At 50.0% G+C, this 16,753-nt stretch carries 14 protein-coding genes; 5 read left to right on the top strand and 9 right to left on the bottom strand.

What is annotated here, in order from left to right; genetic code table 11:
- Nucleotides 1–106: 106 nt before the first annotated feature.
- The 6 genes from OGW44_RS19270 to pepT all read right to left on the bottom strand — a co-directional run bounded on the left by OGW44_RS19270 (nucleotide 107) and on the right by pepT (nucleotide 7,262).
- Nucleotides 107–1,090 (bottom strand): helix-turn-helix transcriptional regulator, encoded by a 984-nt coding sequence (locus tag OGW44_RS19270; protein ID WP_185654402.1) that lies wholly within the window; start codon nucleotides 1,088–1,090, stop codon nucleotides 107–109.
- Between the two features lie 286 nt (nucleotides 1,091–1,376).
- Nucleotides 1,377–2,945: a methyl-accepting chemotaxis protein gene (locus OGW44_RS19275; RefSeq protein ID WP_075846754.1), complete on the bottom strand. Its 1,569-nt coding sequence runs from the start codon at nucleotides 2,943–2,945 to the stop codon at nucleotides 1,377–1,379.
- Nucleotides 2,946–3,153: 208 nt separating this feature from the next.
- Nucleotides 3,154–3,393 carry a hypothetical protein gene (locus tag OGW44_RS19280; RefSeq protein WP_016151936.1) on the bottom strand — a complete coding sequence of 80 codons (240 nt, stop codon included), beginning with the start codon at nucleotides 3,391–3,393 and terminating at the stop codon, nucleotides 3,154–3,156.
- 91 nt (nucleotides 3,394–3,484) lie between these two features.
- Complete coding sequence (locus tag OGW44_RS19285) at nucleotides 3,485–4,120, bottom strand: DUF2913 family protein (RefSeq protein WP_016151935.1); 636 nt, start codon at nucleotides 4,118–4,120, stop codon at nucleotides 3,485–3,487.
- Between the two features lie 527 nt (nucleotides 4,121–4,647).
- Complete coding sequence (dcuC, locus tag OGW44_RS19290; protein WP_016151934.1) at nucleotides 4,648–6,009, bottom strand: C4-dicarboxylate transporter DcuC; 1,362 nt, start codon at nucleotides 6,007–6,009, stop codon at nucleotides 4,648–4,650.
- Nucleotides 6,006–7,262 (bottom strand): peptidase T, encoded by a 1,257-nt coding sequence (pepT, locus tag OGW44_RS19295; protein ID WP_185654210.1) that lies wholly within the window; start codon nucleotides 7,260–7,262, stop codon nucleotides 6,006–6,008. The genes dcuC and pepT overlap by 4 nt, the downstream gene beginning before the upstream one ends.
- A 1,318-nt stretch (nucleotides 7,263–8,580) precedes the next feature.
- Here pepT and OGW44_RS19300 point away from each other — a divergent pair.
- Both OGW44_RS19300 and OGW44_RS19305 read left to right on the top strand, forming a co-directional pair.
- Nucleotides 8,581–8,838, top strand: a complete 258-nt coding sequence (locus OGW44_RS19300; protein ID WP_016151932.1) for a YjhX family toxin — start codon at nucleotides 8,581–8,583, stop codon at nucleotides 8,836–8,838.
- A gap of 11 nt (nucleotides 8,839–8,849) precedes the next feature.
- Nucleotides 8,850–9,596, top strand: a complete 747-nt coding sequence (locus OGW44_RS19305) for an SAM-dependent methyltransferase (protein ID WP_109017856.1) — start codon at nucleotides 8,850–8,852, stop codon at nucleotides 9,594–9,596.
- A gap of 49 nt (nucleotides 9,597–9,645) precedes the next feature.
- Here OGW44_RS19305 and OGW44_RS19310 read toward each other — a convergent pair whose 3' ends face one another.
- From OGW44_RS19310 to OGW44_RS19320, 3 genes are all read right to left on the bottom strand, one after another.
- Complete coding sequence (locus OGW44_RS19310; RefSeq protein ID WP_016151930.1) at nucleotides 9,646–10,209, bottom strand: DJ-1/PfpI family protein; 564 nt, start codon at nucleotides 10,207–10,209, stop codon at nucleotides 9,646–9,648.
- A 165-nt stretch (nucleotides 10,210–10,374) separates the two neighbouring features.
- Nucleotides 10,375–11,763 carry an APC family permease gene (locus OGW44_RS19315; protein WP_016151916.1) on the bottom strand — a complete coding sequence of 463 codons (1,389 nt, stop codon included), beginning with the start codon at nucleotides 11,761–11,763 and terminating at the stop codon, nucleotides 10,375–10,377.
- A 386-nt stretch (nucleotides 11,764–12,149) separates the two neighbouring features.
- On the bottom strand, nucleotides 12,150–13,568 hold the full coding sequence (locus tag OGW44_RS19320) for a glutamine synthetase family protein (RefSeq protein ID WP_046276299.1): 1,419 nt from the start codon (nucleotides 13,566–13,568) through the stop codon (nucleotides 12,150–12,152).
- Nucleotides 13,569–13,779: 211 nt separating this feature from the next.
- On the opposite strand from OGW44_RS19320, the gene puuD reads away from it, so the two are divergent.
- The 3 genes from puuD to puuC all read left to right on the top strand — a co-directional run bounded on the left by puuD (nucleotide 13,780) and on the right by puuC (nucleotide 16,752).
- A complete protein-coding gene (puuD, locus tag OGW44_RS19325) occupies nucleotides 13,780–14,544 on the top strand; it encodes a gamma-glutamyl-gamma-aminobutyrate hydrolase (RefSeq protein WP_016151914.1) in 765 nt (254 codons plus the stop codon).
- A 25-nt stretch (nucleotides 14,545–14,569) separates the two neighbouring features.
- Nucleotides 14,570–15,127, top strand: coding sequence for an HTH-type transcriptional regulator PuuR (gene puuR / locus OGW44_RS19330; protein WP_016151913.1), 558 nt, complete (start codon nucleotides 14,570–14,572; stop codon nucleotides 15,125–15,127).
- 137 nt (nucleotides 15,128–15,264) lie between these two features.
- A complete protein-coding gene (puuC, locus tag OGW44_RS19335; RefSeq protein ID WP_185654209.1) occupies nucleotides 15,265–16,752 on the top strand; it encodes an aldehyde dehydrogenase PuuC in 1,488 nt (495 codons plus the stop codon).
- Nucleotide 16,753: the final 1 nt, after the last annotated feature.

The raw sequence follows: 16,753 nt of genomic DNA on the forward strand, positions 1-16,753 counted from the left end.
AGAATTATTACCTTTTTGCTAACGGAGATAGCTATGCAGGATGCCAGGTTGCCTATGCGCAGTGCCAAATTGTCGGGAAGGCACGTGCGCAAAACGTAAAAATGGATTAGCAAAGTTTGAGCACATCGCCAGGCGAAAAGCCGTAACGACGCCGAAATGCGGTAGAGAAGTTGGTAGCATGTTGATAACCCGACATCCAGGCCGCCTGCTGTACGCTGTATCCTTCCAGTAAATAGCCGCGCGCGCGTTCCAGACGGCAATCACGCAGGTAGTCAAAGACGGAACAGCCATAGGCCGCACGGAACTTGCTGCGCAGGCTGCTGGGGCTCATCGCCGCGCGTTGGGCCAGGGCATTGAGGGTGTAGTCATTCTCGGGACTCTGCTCCAGAAGACGACGAACGACCTCCAGCCGCTGCTGTTCACCGCTTGCCGCAAGCCGCTTGCCACTCTCGACCTGACACACGCTGAGGCCATGGCCGAACAGTTGTAATATCAGCCCTTCCAGCATCAGTTGGCGAGAAACATGGCCGATCGTGCTCCGCTGCGCATACTGCAGGCCGCTGAGTAAAAACCCCGGCACCTGCCAGATAAGCGTCGGCGTTTCGCATCTTTCCCACTCACGCATCAACGATTCGAGCAACCCCGTGCGCCACGCGCCGTCGGGATACAGACCGAGCGATAACGTGCGCAGTTTGCAGTCAGCATGATGGCGGGCACGCATCGTCTGATGCTCGCTCAGGCGTGAGCTAAACGCCATCCCGGAACGTACCACATGCTCCTGCCCGTTGAGCGTCAGGATGACGCAGCCTTCCAGAACCACCAGCATATACAGAGGACTGCTGTGACGGGAGGTGGTTTCGTAGGGTTGTAGCACCTGCACATCAGAGTGCGTGACACACATCCCGCAGGGGAGCGTCATCTCCTCAACCTCCCCCTGCAGAACGGGACTGCAAGACGACAAATCCGGCTTTTGCGCCAGCAGGGGAAAACGGTAATCGATCCCGTAACGCTCACCAAAATCCATAAACTCGCTGACGGAGAAGGTGCGGGCTACGCGTCTGGACTTATTCAGGGCGGTGGTGTTGTTCATGCTGTCTTCTGCACAGGAAATGGGATTAACGGTTGATAACTGAAGCAACATTACCATTACCTGTACAACACAACAATAATAATGAGAATTATTATCAACATGACGTATGCGATTTCATATCGCGCTGGAGAACGTCATTCCCGATATTCTTCTCGCGCAGCCCATCAGGCAACATTGACACCTGATGAGCTGCGGTCTGTGAGCCGTGTGCAGCTCAACCTTTCTCACTGTCATAAACGGGCACGTCAAACGCACCACGATACCCGCCGAGTTTGTACTCTACTTATTATGCTGAAGGCTGGTTTTCCTCCACCTGGAACACCGCCACAGCCTGGGATAGCATTGCTGACTGCTCTTCCACACTGCCTGTCGTGGCGGCTATCTCCTCAACCAGCGAGGCGTTTTGCTGAGTCACTTGCTCCATTTGGGTTACCGCAACCCGGATCTGTTCGATGCCGCGACTCTGTTCCCCCGAGGCTCCGGAGATATCTTCCATTAAGACATTAATGTTGCGTATTGCCTTCGCAATATCCGCCATCATGGCGCCACTGTTTTCAGCTATCTCTACCCCTTCCTTGACGCTAATTGCCGCTTTGGCAACCAGTTCACTGATTTCTTTCGCCGAGGAGGCGCTGCGCTGAGCAAGCGTTCGGACTTCACTCGCCACAACGGCAAACCCACGCCCGGACTCACCAGCGCGTGCAGCTTCCACCGCCGCGTTTAATGCCAGGATATTGGTTTGAAAAGCTATACTATCAATAACATTGGATATTTCGTTCACGCCTTGCGCATTACGGCTGATCAGGTGAATTTTCTCAACCATATCACTCATTAAACGCTCGCCACGCAATGCCATTTCCGTGCTTTCGCTGGTCATGACGGATGCCTGATGTGACTTATCAGTATTATTTTTTGTTGTGACTGAAATCTGCTCCATACTGGCCGCCGTTTCAACGACTGCCGCAGCCTGCTGTTCCGTTCTGGTTGATAAATCGGAATTACCGGAAGCAATTTCCTGCATACCGATATTAATAGACTCAACGCCATCGCGAATAGTGCTGACAGTCTCCCGCAGGCCTTTTTGCATATTATGCAAATTTAAGCACAGTACGCCGATTTCATTGTTACCCGACACCTTAACAGGATGGCTGAGATCGCCTTTACCAATCCGCGCAAAGTGCTCAGAAACGATTTTTAAAGGCTGAATGATGGTCCGGTTCAACCAGAAATTACAGATAAAGAAGATAAGTACCGTAATGACCAGGATCACGGATACTTTCAGGATCGAGGTATTAAACTGAACGTGTGTTTGTGCAACGATCTTCTCACCAATCAGCATTGTTGATTTGTAATAATTCGTCACTTCGTTATCGAAATTTTTGCGAGCCGCGAGCAGTTCCGCATTAGCATTTTCTTGTGCATTAATAATACTGTTGCTGGAAAGCGTCTGATTTAATGTATCAATAGACTTTTGCTCAGCATTCATTTGTTGCTCAAAAGCCGTTCTGATAATTTTACCAATTTGCGGATCGTCAGCCGTCAATCCAGGAATACCCCAGAAAATATCGAACTGTTTTCTGGCATACGCCATCTGATCTTGCATTTGATTCACTGTCTGTCGGGCATCGGTCGCATTATGTTGTTGAATATTATCACGAACGCTTCTGACTTTATAAACAGCCTCAACGACCTTATGCAGGGTATCCTGCTCCTTAATGATGTTATGTAGTAATAACGTATTTTTTTGATTTCCTTTGAGATCAACTAACTCAAATCCATTGGAAAAGAACTGCATGAAGGTAAATAACAACAGCAATAATAACAGGCTGGTTTTAATTCTCATATTCTTTAACATTTAAACATCTCCATAACAATAAAAATCCTCTACGACTTAATTGTTATCGACACATCACGCAATACCTTAACCTGTAAAATGGTTAATTATTAGAAAGTTTCCGCATTCATTCTCACATAATAAATTAATTACTCAGGGGGACATACTGCGATAAACAGCAGCCCTCTAACATTGGCAAAAATAAGGCCAAAACCATTCAACATTAATATTATTTATGGATATAAACGGTAATGTCTTTCTGACTATCGACAGGCACCCGCACCCAGGACAACGAATCGACGGTGATCGGTGCCATTTCATTTTCTAAACGTAACAACGGCGTGCTGGCGTCTGGCACACCTGTACTTTCAGTTATCTCGAGAACGCCCCGAAAAGAAATGGACACACTGTCTGGAATATCAGACAACCTTATCCATTCGTTGGCAATCACTAACTTTCGAGTAAACATTCGCTGTCCTTGGCGCGTGGTTTCTATCCGATAAATTTACAAGTTGATCAATCTATTCTTTGTATTAACAGCACATTGTTCACATCGTCAGTTAAGCATTACTTACCAGAAGAAAATGGAAGTGATAAAACTCATTTGAAACGTGCTTTACAAATTCAGCCGGAAGGTTATGTTTAATGAACGTTAACTTTGCAAACTCAACATCGCCATATACCCGGATACAGAAGGGTTTGACAATCTCACCCTGCACGCCAAAACACGCCTGCAGCCGAGTGTCATCCATAAAAATAAAATTACCTTCTCTTACCTTAATCTTTTCATGCAGATCTCGCCATTTCTCTGGCGTAAGCAGAAAGCTTTCCCAGCCATTATTTCTCAACACCTCAATCGTATGAGTAAACTTAAAATAGTCGTTTTGCATCGATACATCGCCACTCGAAGTCGAGTATAGATATTCTATTTTAAATTTAAGTTGTGCATTGAGGCTTTTTTTCTTGCCTTCATCAATTAGCCATTGAAGTTCATTGATTACGTTCCTTGAGAAGAGCTTTCTTTTTTTAGCGATGGCCAGCCATTGCATAATAAAAAGATGCTCTGACATTTTAGAATGAATCTTACGGTCCCGTATTGCGATACCAATTGCTACCAATGCACTCCAGGTAAACGCTTCCAGGTCATCCTGATAATGGTGTCGTAACGTACTAACTTTTCCTGAATCCCTTACCACTTAAACCTGCCCAAATAAATCATTATTACATGTAAATCTTGCATTATTTCATTTTAAAAAATACTACAACTAAAAACATCAAAATATGATCCAGATTAATTTATCCCTATGTAATAAAATTGCAAACTTAACACATCACTCTTATTAATCATTGATGCCCGGATGGCTCAGCGATAAATAATAAGAATTATACGATAAAGATAAAAACTAATAATACTCACAGGTTATCAATTCCACCTACTGTTAAAAATATGATCATCATAAAACTTCAAAAATTGCTGATTAGAAGAAATATCCTGATAGTTTTGACCAGACACCCAAGACAAACACCCATTTCAACGCTAAACAGCCATTAAACATCCTAATGGAATCGCATTTTATCCTCCGCTGAGCGACAGACAGCCTCACAGCAGCAGGCAAGGCTTTTTATACAGGTATCAGTAATATTAACGCTTTTAAATTTCGCCTAATTCAAAAAGCCAACCTCCGGATTCAATGAACCGGAAGTTGGCTTGTCGCTGGTACGGTTAATAGAAAATACCGATGATCAGGGTGTGAGTAACGAACCCCACAATCAGCGGTACGGCGGTACGCTTCACCACATCGAATGGGGTTATTTTCGCTCCGCTGGAAACGGCAATCACGACGCCGGATACCGGTGAAATGGCCCGTCCCATATGCGATGCCTGCTGCATCGGCAGGATCATGGCAACGGCGTTAGCGCCCATACTGGCGGCAATTTGCGGGATGAGCTCAACGAAGGCGAGGAATGGCGCATTCCCCGACCCCATAATGATCGCCGCGGCCAGCGTCACCAGCGCAAATACTACCGCCATGGCAAACGGCGGTAATCCCACGTGTTCGGCCATCAGAATGAGCTGATCGATCGCACCGATGACTTTAATTCCGTGAGCAAAAACCCCTGCCGCAACCAACAGTCCAACCACACCGGTAAACGCAGTGCCCATTCCTTTCAGGAAATGGCTGAAACCTTCGCAGACCGACTTTAAATCACGCACTCGCAGCCATTCAATCAGCATACAGATGGTCATTGAAATGAGGACAATGGTGATAATATTCAGGTTGATACCCCTGACGAACATTTCGGATGATCCTACTGCCATCAGTATCGGAAGCATGGGGAGCAGCGCGTAAAAAGCCGGGGATTTTCCTGAATCAGTCACTTCTGCGCTACCGATTTCCCGCGGTAACGTCCCTGCTTTACGGTCGCAATGCCGCTGCCAGAAAAAATGGCACACGCCGACAACCAGAACCGTTGCCAGCGCGGCGGGTCCCTGGTGGTAAACAACATATTCCACTACATCCATATTCACTGCTTTAGAGCCCCTGATAGCATCGATTGCCGTCGGGGTGTAAGCCACGCCAAGCGAAGTAGCAATGACCCCGGCAGCCGAGGCCGCTGAGAGCCCTAACCCCAGCATAATGGGGAACATCGTCCCCATCAGCAACACGGCAAGCCCGGTTGCAGAAGGAATGGCCAACTGCAGGAGGCTGGCGAGCAGGTAGGAGAAAAAGAGGAGCACATAGGGCGAACGCAGCGCCCGTAAGGGTTTCGTTACTACCCGCACGACCGCCTCATTTGCGCCGATATGATCCATGTAATGCGCAAATCCCATTAACGCCATGATCATCAGGCCGAGATCGGCGGCGCGCGTGCTGAAGAGATCGCGCATTACCTCGAAAGGATCGAGAAAGGAAATTCCCGTACTGGCAACCCCCTTCGGTAATACGGATCCCCATCCGGTTAACGCGGTGCAAATCATCAAGACTAAACCCGCAATGAAGAGCACCGGTTCAGCGCGATAACCTTTCAGAATCAGACGCGCGACCACCACGATAACCAGAAGTGCGATTAACACCTGAATCATGACTGAGCTCTCCGCTGCGCGAACTCAGTATAAGTTTCCTCAATCACCGCCACCACCACATCACTGGCGGCCCGCAGAGAACGCACCGGCAGATACTCATAAATTGAATGGAAGTTATGAGCACCGGTAAAAATATTCGGGCATGGCAATCCTTTCTGCGACAGTACCGCGCCATCATACCCGCCACGCATGGCGACAGGTGCGGGTGTTATGCCGCATTTCTGATACGCGCGGAATGCAATATCAATCGGGTAGTGAGCGTCCCCCTGCAAACTGTTCAACACATTCGCGTAGCGATCGGCTAAATGACAGACCACGCTGTTTTCCCCCCACAGGGCACAGGTGCTGACGGCAAGCTGGCGAATAAACGCCATACGCGCCTTATAACCTTCTTCACTGAAATCGCGGATATCCAGCTTAAGTACCGTGCGTGCACTGTTACCCTGTAGCTGTTTTACCCAGTAATACCCTTCGCGCCCTTCCGTATATTCAGGCGCTTCTCCCCCTGGGAGCATGGCAATAAACTTATGCGCCATCAGCAGCGAATTCTTTAACTTCCCTTTGGCCGACATCGGGTGTGCGGACTGGCCGGTAAAGATGATTTCCGCATCGCCCGCATTCCAGTTCTCGTAAACAAACTCACCGATACCGCAGCAATCCAGGGTATAGCCAAAATCAGCACCAAACGCGGCAACATCAAACGCTTTTGCGCCACGCAAGCCCTGTTCCTCATCCGGGACAAAACCCACTTTTACCGGCCCATGTTTTATTTCCGGGTGTGCGACCAGATACTCAAGAGCATTCATAATCGCGGCGATGGCTGCTTTATCATCAGCGCCCAACAGACTGGTCCCGTCGGTCACCAGCAGGTCATCACCGATATAATTTTTCAGTTCCGGAAATTCACTTTCGCGCAGGTAAATATTCAGCTCTTTGTTCAGGCATAAATCCCCACCGTGATAATGCACGCGCTGTGCTTTGGTATCTGCGGTCTGTTCCGCACTGGTATCCAGATGACCAAAAAAAGAGACCACCGGGATCGTGTCATCAGTATTTGCAGGTAAGGTTGCCGTCACTATAGCGGTATCCCTGACCTCAATATTTTCCAGTCCTAATGCTTCAAGTTCTGCTGCAAGCAGTTTTGCCAGTTCCATTTGACCAGGAGAAGAAGGCATTATCCCATTAGCGCCGTTTTCCCTTGATGTCGTGGTATTGATTTTCGTGTAGTTAATAAAGCGTTCAACAATATCCATTCCAGGAGATCCTTTAATGTATCATTTATGAGGTACTGCGAGAGGTGTTCTGCATGCAGCGTGGGGTAAGTAATCTGAGAACCAAATAAAATCAGCGCTCATCCCAGAACGCTGATTTTATGGGCATTACGACAACGATTTATATAAAGGAAGATAAAAAGGCCAGTGATTATACCTGCGATTAAAAAACTCCTTTCTGATTGATAAAATCATATTCCCTGTCTGTTTTTACTGCTATTTCCCATGGTGTTAAGCTAACAGAAGTCATAAACGGCATCCCTATACCTATGAGATAATAGAAATCATTTAGATTCCTGTACTCTGTACTGGCATAAGACATACCATCGCGATATTTTTTTAATGAACGAATACTGTATCAGCAACATGCAACCGTTTGCACCTCTCTACAAATAGCCACTTCGCGCACTAAAATCCGTGAACAAAATCACAATTACCTCAAAAGCAAAAAACTTCTATCGCGCTGAAAAAAAGGTAGTTATAAGGAAAGCTATATAATACCCACATAAACATAGACAGAATTATACTATTCACTATGAGATAGATTCAGGGTGATACTATTTCAATATTGCCGTAGGGGTCAGTAGAGCTAAATCGTCGTAAACAATAATGTTTAACATCAATAACGATAATATTAAAATTTCTATTTATGACGATAATCTAAATAATATGCAGGCAAAAAAAACCTCTCCCCCGAGAAGAGATTCAGGGCAGAGGTAATACGGGTGTTAAGGACATACTTATAGTTTTAATGATAACAGAAGCGCTTCTTGCAGGACCGAGTATACACACTTAGCCACGTTAAGAAAATTCTTAAAAACATTAAATTGCAAATTTCATTTAAAACCACAATTATGATAAAGGAGCATTTATCAAAGAACAAAATTAACCAGCAAAAAGAGTAAATCATACTAATCAATGAGGTGATAAAAAAAGAATAGCAATGCTGTATGGCTACCGATAGCGTTTCTGACGACGCTGAAACATTAAATTAATTTAATGAATAAATGCGATTTACATAACGAGAATTAAAAAGTCATTAAATAAAAGAAATACAATTTTTCGTTACAGATCACACTTCCACTACAAGGAAGTTCCCCTACTGTGTCTTGCAGGTATGATTCAGCATGTAAATACCTTTCAACTCAACCCGAGGCTTTGATGCTGGAGAATGTAATCATCTGATAATCAGCTTCCCGACCTTTTCAGGCCGGACTGGTTATCAATGCGCCGAATTCGAATGCGGACACCGCTGTGTGTTTGCACGTTTTGCACATGATGATTAAACAGGTTTTCCAGTATGAATTTATCCCGTCAGGAACAACGTACCTTACACGTTCTCGCCAAAGGTGGTCGTATTGCTCACGTCCGCGATGCCTCTGGCCGCGTCACTTCCGTCGAATGCTATAGCCGTGAAGGGTTGCTGCTCTGCGACTGCACGCTCGAGGTGTTCAAAAAGCTCAGAACCAAGAAACTGATCAAATCCGTCAATGGTCAGCCCTACCGTATTAATACGACCGGCCTGAACAACGTTCGCGCCCAACTTGATAATCGCTAAAGGAGAGAGAGATGGATATCCCGAAGATTTTTACCATCAGCGAAAGCGCACATCGCATTCATAATCCGTTCACCGCACAGAAATACGCCACGTTAGGCCAGGTTTTACGGATGGCACCGGGAACACGCATTCTGGACCTCGGCAGCGGTTCGGGTGAGATGTTGTGCACCTGGGCACGCGATCACGGTATTTCCGGCGTGGGTATCGATATGAGCCGGCTGTTCAGTGAGCAAGCCACCCTGCGGGCCAAAGAGTTGGGTGTCAATGAGCACGTGCGTTTTATTCATGCCGATGCAACAGGTTATATCGCCGAAGAAAAATTCGATATTGCCGCTTGCGTTGGTGCGACCTGGATTGCCGGCGGCGTCGCTGGAACGGTCAGACAACTGGAACAAAGTCTCAAACCAGGCGGAATTATGCTCATCGGCGAACCTTACTGGCGTCAGACGCCTGCAACGGAGAGCATCGCCCAGGCTTGCGGCGCGACTTCGGTGACCGATTTTCTTTCTCTGCCAGAGCTCGTTTCATCTTTCGACCTGCTCGGTTATGACGTGGTTGAAATGGTACTGGCTGACCAGGAGGGTTGGGACAGATACGAGGCGGCCAAATGGCTGACGATGCGCCGGTGGCTGGAGGCAAATCCGGACGATGAATTTGCCCCGGAAGTCAGAGAGCAACTGAGGAGTTCACCAGCACGCCACGTAGCCTTCACCCGGGAGTACATTGGTTGGGGCGTGTTCGCACTCATACAGAGGTAATATCTACAGTCGGTATAACCAAGCAGGTTATACCGACTTTTTTCATCGCTTACTTCATTAATACTTCAACAAATTTAGCCAGCCATTGCGGATGCGCGGGCCATGCAGGCGCGGTAATCAGATTGCCATCCACGTGGGCTTGATCAATGCCGATATCTGCGTAATGCCCGCCGCTCAGACGAACTTCTGGCGCACAGGCCGGATAGGCGCTACAGGTCCGGTTTTCTAACACCCCCGCCGCCGCTAACAGCTGAGGTCCATGACAGACCGCGGCGATAGGCTTACCGGCAGCGTTGAAATCTTGCACCAGCTTAATAACATCCGGATTCAGCCGGAGATATTCCGGAGCACGTCCGCCGGGGATCAGCAGCGCGTCATAATCGGTGGCCCGCGCCTCGGCAAAATTCGCATTCAGCGTAAAACGATGACCCGGTTTTTCACTGTAGGTCTGCGCCCCATCAAAATCATGAATAGCGGTTTGAACGTAGTCCCCCTGACTTTTATCCGGACAGACGGCATCAACACGATGGCCCAGCATCTGCAACGCCTGAAAAGGCACCATCGTTTCATAATCTTCGACATAATCGCCGACCAGCATCAGTATCTTCTTCATTCACATCCCCCGCTCACGGTTATTAATGATGAGAAATAACGGCCATCTTTACTATAGCCCACGCATTTCACGACATTAATAAATACCGCAGGACACGCCGTCACCGGACGTCTGAAGGTGGTTGCCCTTGACGGCGTGCCCTGTTGTTAATACCTGAAGTTTCTATCACTCCCAGGCTTGCTCAGATTTCGCGGCGTCAAACTGCGGCGGCGGCTTGCGGAAACGTCCGGTCAGGTAGGCGAGATACACCAACCCCACGCCAGCCCATACCAGTCCCAGCGTCAGCGATGTCACCTCCAGGTTCACCCACAGTACGGCAACGGTGGCGGCGCCGACCATTGGCAATACCAGGTAGTGCAACTTTTCCTGCCAGGTATGCTTACGCCCTTCACGACGCCAGAAGTGGTTAAACACGGACAAATTAACGAACGTAAAGGCCACCAGCGCGCCAAAGTTAATCAACGCCGTGGCGGTCACCAGGTCAAAAAACAGGGCCGAGAGTGCCACAATCCCGACCATAATGACGTTCAGCGCGGGTGTACGCCATTTCGGATGGACATAGCCGAAGTACTTCTCCGGGAAGACGTTATCGCGGCCCATCACGTACAGCAGACGCGAAACGCTGGCATGGGATGCCAGACCTGACGCCAGCGTATTCACAAAGGTCGTACACAAGAAAATAGACTGGAACAGTTTGCCGCCAACGTACAGCGCAATCTCCGGCAGCGCCGCGTCCGGATCTTTAAATCGGCTAATATCCGGAAAGAACAGCTGCATAAAGAACGAGGCAGCAATGAAGATCAGTCCACCGTAAAGCGCGGTAAGGAAAATTGCTTTTGGAATGGTACGCGCGGCATCCGGTGTCTCTTCAGAGAGCGTGGTTACCGCATCAAAACCGAGAAACGAGAAGCAGACGATGGTCGCCCCGGTGATAATCGGGATCAAATGCGCATTCTGGCTGATAAACGGTTGCAGCGACCAGACGGTCCCGACCCCTTCGCCTTTGTGCAGCCCCTGCACCACGAGAACAATGAACACCACGATTATCGCGACCTGCACCAGTACAAACAGCGCATTGAAGTTCGCCACCAGATTTACGCTTTTCAAATTGGCCGCGGTGAGGATCGCTACAAACATCACTACCCAAATCCATGGCGCAACGCCCGGGAACAGCGCGGAAAGGTAAATTTTCGCCAGCAGGACGTTAATCATCGGCAGGAACAGGTAATCAAGCAGTGACGACCAGCCGACCATAAACCCCACATGCGGGTTGATTGCTTTTTGCGCATAGGTGTAGGCAGAACCGGCTTGTGGAAACTGGCGTACCAGCTTTCCGTAACTGATGGCGGTAAACAGCACGCCCGCCAGGGCCAGCAGATAGGAGGCCGGAACATGGCCATTGCTGATACCCGAAACAATACCAAAGGTGTCAAATACCGTCATCGGTGTGAGATAGGCCAGCCCCATCACCACCACCTGCCACAGCTTGAGGGATTTACGCAACTGTGCTTTGCCCGGCTGGGCCGCGAGATCCACAGAAGAATTAGTCGACATAGCTTTCCTCCCCGCCACGGGCCCAGATCTGCGTTCGAAACGTGGGTACAGCAGACCTGGGTCGTGTCGGGGTGGAAAGCCAAAAGAAAGGCGTCAATGTTGCACGGCACAGATGCGGTCCGTACTTACTGCGGGAGCCATGGATGCTCACGCGGGGCGGGTTTTTAAACATTGGCATCATCACATTTCCTCGTCACAAACTCTGTCGGTTATCTGAAGACCCGTTGTCGCAAGCCGCTCCATTACGCGACATCCGGGAAATGGCAGGTGATCCTGCAATATTGACGGGCTGGCTCCGCTCAGACCGCATGATGCGACTTCTTTTTTTCAATGACTAAACAATGCGACAGGCCCGACAAACATTCCGCCGCCGGGCCACTTTCCTGTCAGGCGTTTTTCAGCATCCACTCAATTTCAGTGTCGGTAATCAGGCGTTCAAACTGGATCAGTTCATCGTGTTTACAGGCGTGATACACATGGCTAAAACGCTCCCCGAGCAACTCACGCAGACTGTCATTTTGCATGAACTCCCACAGCGCATCGCTCTGGCGGATCGGGAACGGTAGCCCTTCCTGCTCCAGGCCGTTGCCTTCCACCTCTTCCTGCAACGGCAGCTCGTTATCCAGCCCATGCAGGATCCCCGCCAGAATGGTCGACATCACCAGATACGGGTTGGCGTCAGCCCCCGCCACGCGATATTCAACCCGATGGTTATCACGATCGCCGCAGGGAATGCGCAGCGCCACCGTACGGTTGTTGTGCCCCCAGGAAGCCTGGGTCGGAACATACATCCCCGGCTGGAAGCGGCGATAAGAGTTCACATTCGGCGCCAGCAGCGCCATTGACGCAGGCATCAGATCAATCATCCCGGCAAGCGCACGTTTAAGTAACGCGGAATCATCGCCATTCGCATCGGCTAACACGTTCTCGCCTTTATTATTCATAATGCTGATGTGGATATGCATTCCGCTACCGGCATGCTCCTCATAAGGTTTTGCCATAAACGTGGCATGCATCTTATGTTTCTCCGCCACCAGCCGTACCAGCCGTTTCAGCGCCAGCGCGTCGTCGCAGGCGTCGAGTACGTTATCGGTATGGTAGAGGTTGATTTCAAACTGCCCAGGGGAGGCTTCAGCCACCGCGCCGTCAGCCGGGATCAGCTGCAAACGGGCCAGTTCATCGATATCGTTTAGCACATCAGCAAAGTGGTTCAGGTTATCAACCGAGTAAACCTGACTTTGCGTATTCCGATCGTCCGTTCCCGGCGCGCACGGCGGCTGCAGATAACCTTCGGGATCGCGCTTACGATCGAGTAAATAGAACTCCAGCTCTACCGCTACGACGGGGAACAGACCGCGCTGGCGAAGTTTCTGCCAGAGTCGGTTAAGTACGTTCCGCGGCTCAACGTCAAAGGGAGCGCCATCTTCATCCAGCATCGTCAGCATCATCTGCGCAATACATTCCGGATCGGCGGCCGAAGGCGTTAACGTGCCAGGCACCGGGACACAGGTCCGATCCGGTTCGCCAAGCTCCTGGCCTAATCCCGCCTCTTCGACCACATTGCCAAGAATATCCATCGCGAAAACGGATGCCGGGAAATAGCAGCCTTTCTCTAACTTGTGTAACCCGGCGACGGGAATGCGTTTACCACGAAAACAACCATTCAGGTCGGTTAACAGCACATCCACGAACTGCGTGTTGGGGTAGCGCTCCAGATACTGCTTAACTTCACGCGCAAACGCGCTACTTCGTCTCTCTTCAGAATGCTGAACAAAATTCTCAACTTCTACGATATTGGTTTCCATGATTCACCGCCGTTGGCCTGTAAGCTGTTCTGTGATTTGACTGTTAAATATAATGTCCACTCTTCGACTCTGGATGCAAACAAATTGTTTGTCAAATGTTAAATTAAGTTTGCTATAAGGTTATTCCACTGCTAGATTGAGAAAATAATGAACGGAATGGCATAACAAGGAACCGTTTGGCAATAATTTATTCCAAAACGTGAGGTCGATCATGGGCAATATATTTGACAAGCCAGTTATTGGTGTAGTGATGTGTAGGAACAGGCTTAAGGGTCACGAGACCCAGACTCTGCAAGAAAAGTACCTGAATGCAGTATTGAACGCCGGTGGATTACCGATAGCGATTCCCCATGCGCTTGCGGAACCCGAATTACTGAACGCGCTGTTACCGAAACTGGATGGTATCTTCCTGCCAGGAAGCCCAAGCAATGTGCAGCCGCACCTTTATGGTGAAAATGGCGATGAGTCTGACGCCGATCCCGGGCGTGATCTTCTGAGCATGGCGCTAATTACCGCCGGGCTCGAAAGGCGCATTCCCATTTTCGCCATCTGCCGGGGCTTACAGGAATTAGTTGTCGCCACTGGCGGGACTCTGTATCGTCGCCTGTGCGATCACTCACAGTTCCTGGAACATCGTGAAGATGCGGAACTCCCGGTGGAGCAGCAATATGCGCCATCTCATGAAGTCCAGGTTCAACAGGGAGGATTGCTATCTCAGCTAATACCAGGTTGCAGCACGTTTTGGGTTAACTCCTTGCATGGTCAGGGCGCAAAAACCCTTGGCCCGCAACTGCGCGTGGAAGCACGCTCGCAGGATGGATTAGTGGAAGCAGCCAGCGTTCACGACCATCCTTTCGCGCTTGGTGTGCAGTGGCACCCGGAATGGAACAGTAGCGAATACGCCCTGTCGCGTTTGTTACTTGAAGGTTTTATCACCGCTTGTCAGAACCACCTCGCTGAAAAACAGCGACTCTGACCACTACAGTTAAGGAAATGCAATTATGAGCGATGACGGCCTGGCGCCGGGTAAACGTTTGTCAGAGATCCGCCAGCAATTGGGTCTTTCACAGCGTCGTGCCGCCGAACTGTCTGGGTTAACGCATAGCGCCATCAGCACCATAGAGCAGGATAAAGTCAGTCCTGCCATCAGTACGCTGCAAAAGCTATTGAAAGTTTATGGGCTGTCGCTCTCCGAGTTCTTCGCGGAACCGGAAAAGCCTGACGAACCGCAGGTGGTTATCAATCAGGATGATTTGATTGAGATCGGGAGTCAGGGAGTATCCATGAAGTTGGTACACAACGGAAATCCGAATCGTACGCTGGCCATGATGTTTGAAACCTATCAGCCAGGTACGACAACCGGGGAGAGAATTAAACACCAGGGTGAAGAGATTGGGACAATACTGGAAGGTGAAGTGATACTGACCATCAACGGTCAAACGTATCATCTTGTTGCAGGACAAAGTTATGCCATTAACACCGGTATACCACATAGCTTCAGCAACACCTCGGCAGGGATCTGCCGCATCATCAGTGCCCACACTCCTACCACTTTCTAATAAGTAGCGGCCTGAGTTTCTCAGGCCTTCTTAAATAACGCGCATCAACAGGGTACATCCCTGGGGCATCGTGCAGCCTGATTTTGCCTGAAAAGATCAGCAACGAACTTTATTTTATTGATATAAAAGGAGTAGCTATGAACTTTCAGAATCTTAAATATTGGCGTGAAAAAGCCAGCCATTATTCGCCGGAGACCCGTTTATTTATTAACGGCGAATATTGCGCAGCCGCCGATAACGAAACCTTCATTACGCAGGATCCGGCAGGACAACGCCCGCTCGCCAAAGTCGCCCGCGGCAAAAAAGCGGATGTAGACCGCGCGGTCACCGCAGCCCGCACCGTATTTGAACGCGGAGACTGGTCGCAAGCATCACCCGCAGAGCGCAAGGCAGTCCTGCACAAGTTCGCCGATTTAATGGAGCAGCATCACGAGGAGCTGGCGCTACTGGAAACGCTCGACACCGGTAAACCGATTCGCCATAGCCTGCGTGATGATATTCCAGGCGCGGCACGCGCCATCCGTTGGTACGCCGAAGCAATAGATAAAGTCTATGGCGAAGTGGCCACCACCTCGGTGAGCGATCTGGCGCTGATTGTGCGCGAGCCGGTGGGCGTCATTGCGGCCATCGTGCCGTGGAATTTTCCCCTGCTGCTGGCCTGCTGGAAACTTGGCCCGGCACTGGCTGCAGGCAACAGCGTGATCCTCAAACCTTCAGAAAAATCACCGCTGACCGCCATTCGCCTTGCTGCGTTGGCAAAAAAAGCAGGTTTGCCAGATGGCGTTCTCAGCGTGGTGAGCGGATATGGCCACGAAGCGGGCCAGGCGTTGTCGCAGCATCCGGATGTTGATGTGATCACCTTTACCGGCTCGACCCGCACCGGCAAGCAACTGCTCAAAGACGCTGGCGACAGCAATATGAAACGCGTCTGGCTGGAGGCCGGTGGTAAAAGTGCCAACATCGTTTTTGCCGACTGCCCGGATCTGCCGAAAGCCGCCGCCAATGCTGCAGCAGGCATCTTCTATAACCAGGGTCAGGTCTGTATCGCCGGTACGCGTCTGTTACTGGAAGAGAGTATTGCCGACGAGTTCATCGCCCTGCTGAAAGAGCAGGCGAAAAACTGGCAGCCGGGCAACCCGCTGGATCCGGAAACCACGATGGGCACGCTTATCGACAACGCGCATGCCGACACCGTGCACGGTTTTATTCGCGACGGTGAAGCGCAAAGCACGCTGGCGCTGGATGGTCGCAGCCACGTCCACCCAGCGGCTATCGGCCCGACTATTTTTGTCGATACAGCCCCGCAAGCCCACGTCAGCCGCGATGAGATCTTCGGCCCGGTGCTGGTCGTCACCCGTTTTAGCAGCGAAGCCGAAGCCCTGGCGCTGGCCAACGACAGTGACTACGGCTTGGGGGCCGCGGTCTGGACCCGCGATCTGTCGCGCGCCCACCGCATGAGTCGTCGCCTGAAGGCCGGTTCGGTCTTCATTAATAACTACAACGACGGTGATATGACTGTGCCGTTCGGCGGTTATAAGCAAAGCGGCAACGGGCGCGATAAGTCCCTGCATGCGCTGGAAAAATTTAGCGAACTGAAAACCATTTGGATCTCCCTGGAGCCTTAAT

This window comes from Citrobacter sp. Cb023, from assembly GCF_030336805.1.
Taxonomy (GTDB): domain Bacteria; phylum Pseudomonadota; class Gammaproteobacteria; order Enterobacterales; family Enterobacteriaceae; genus Citrobacter; species Citrobacter braakii.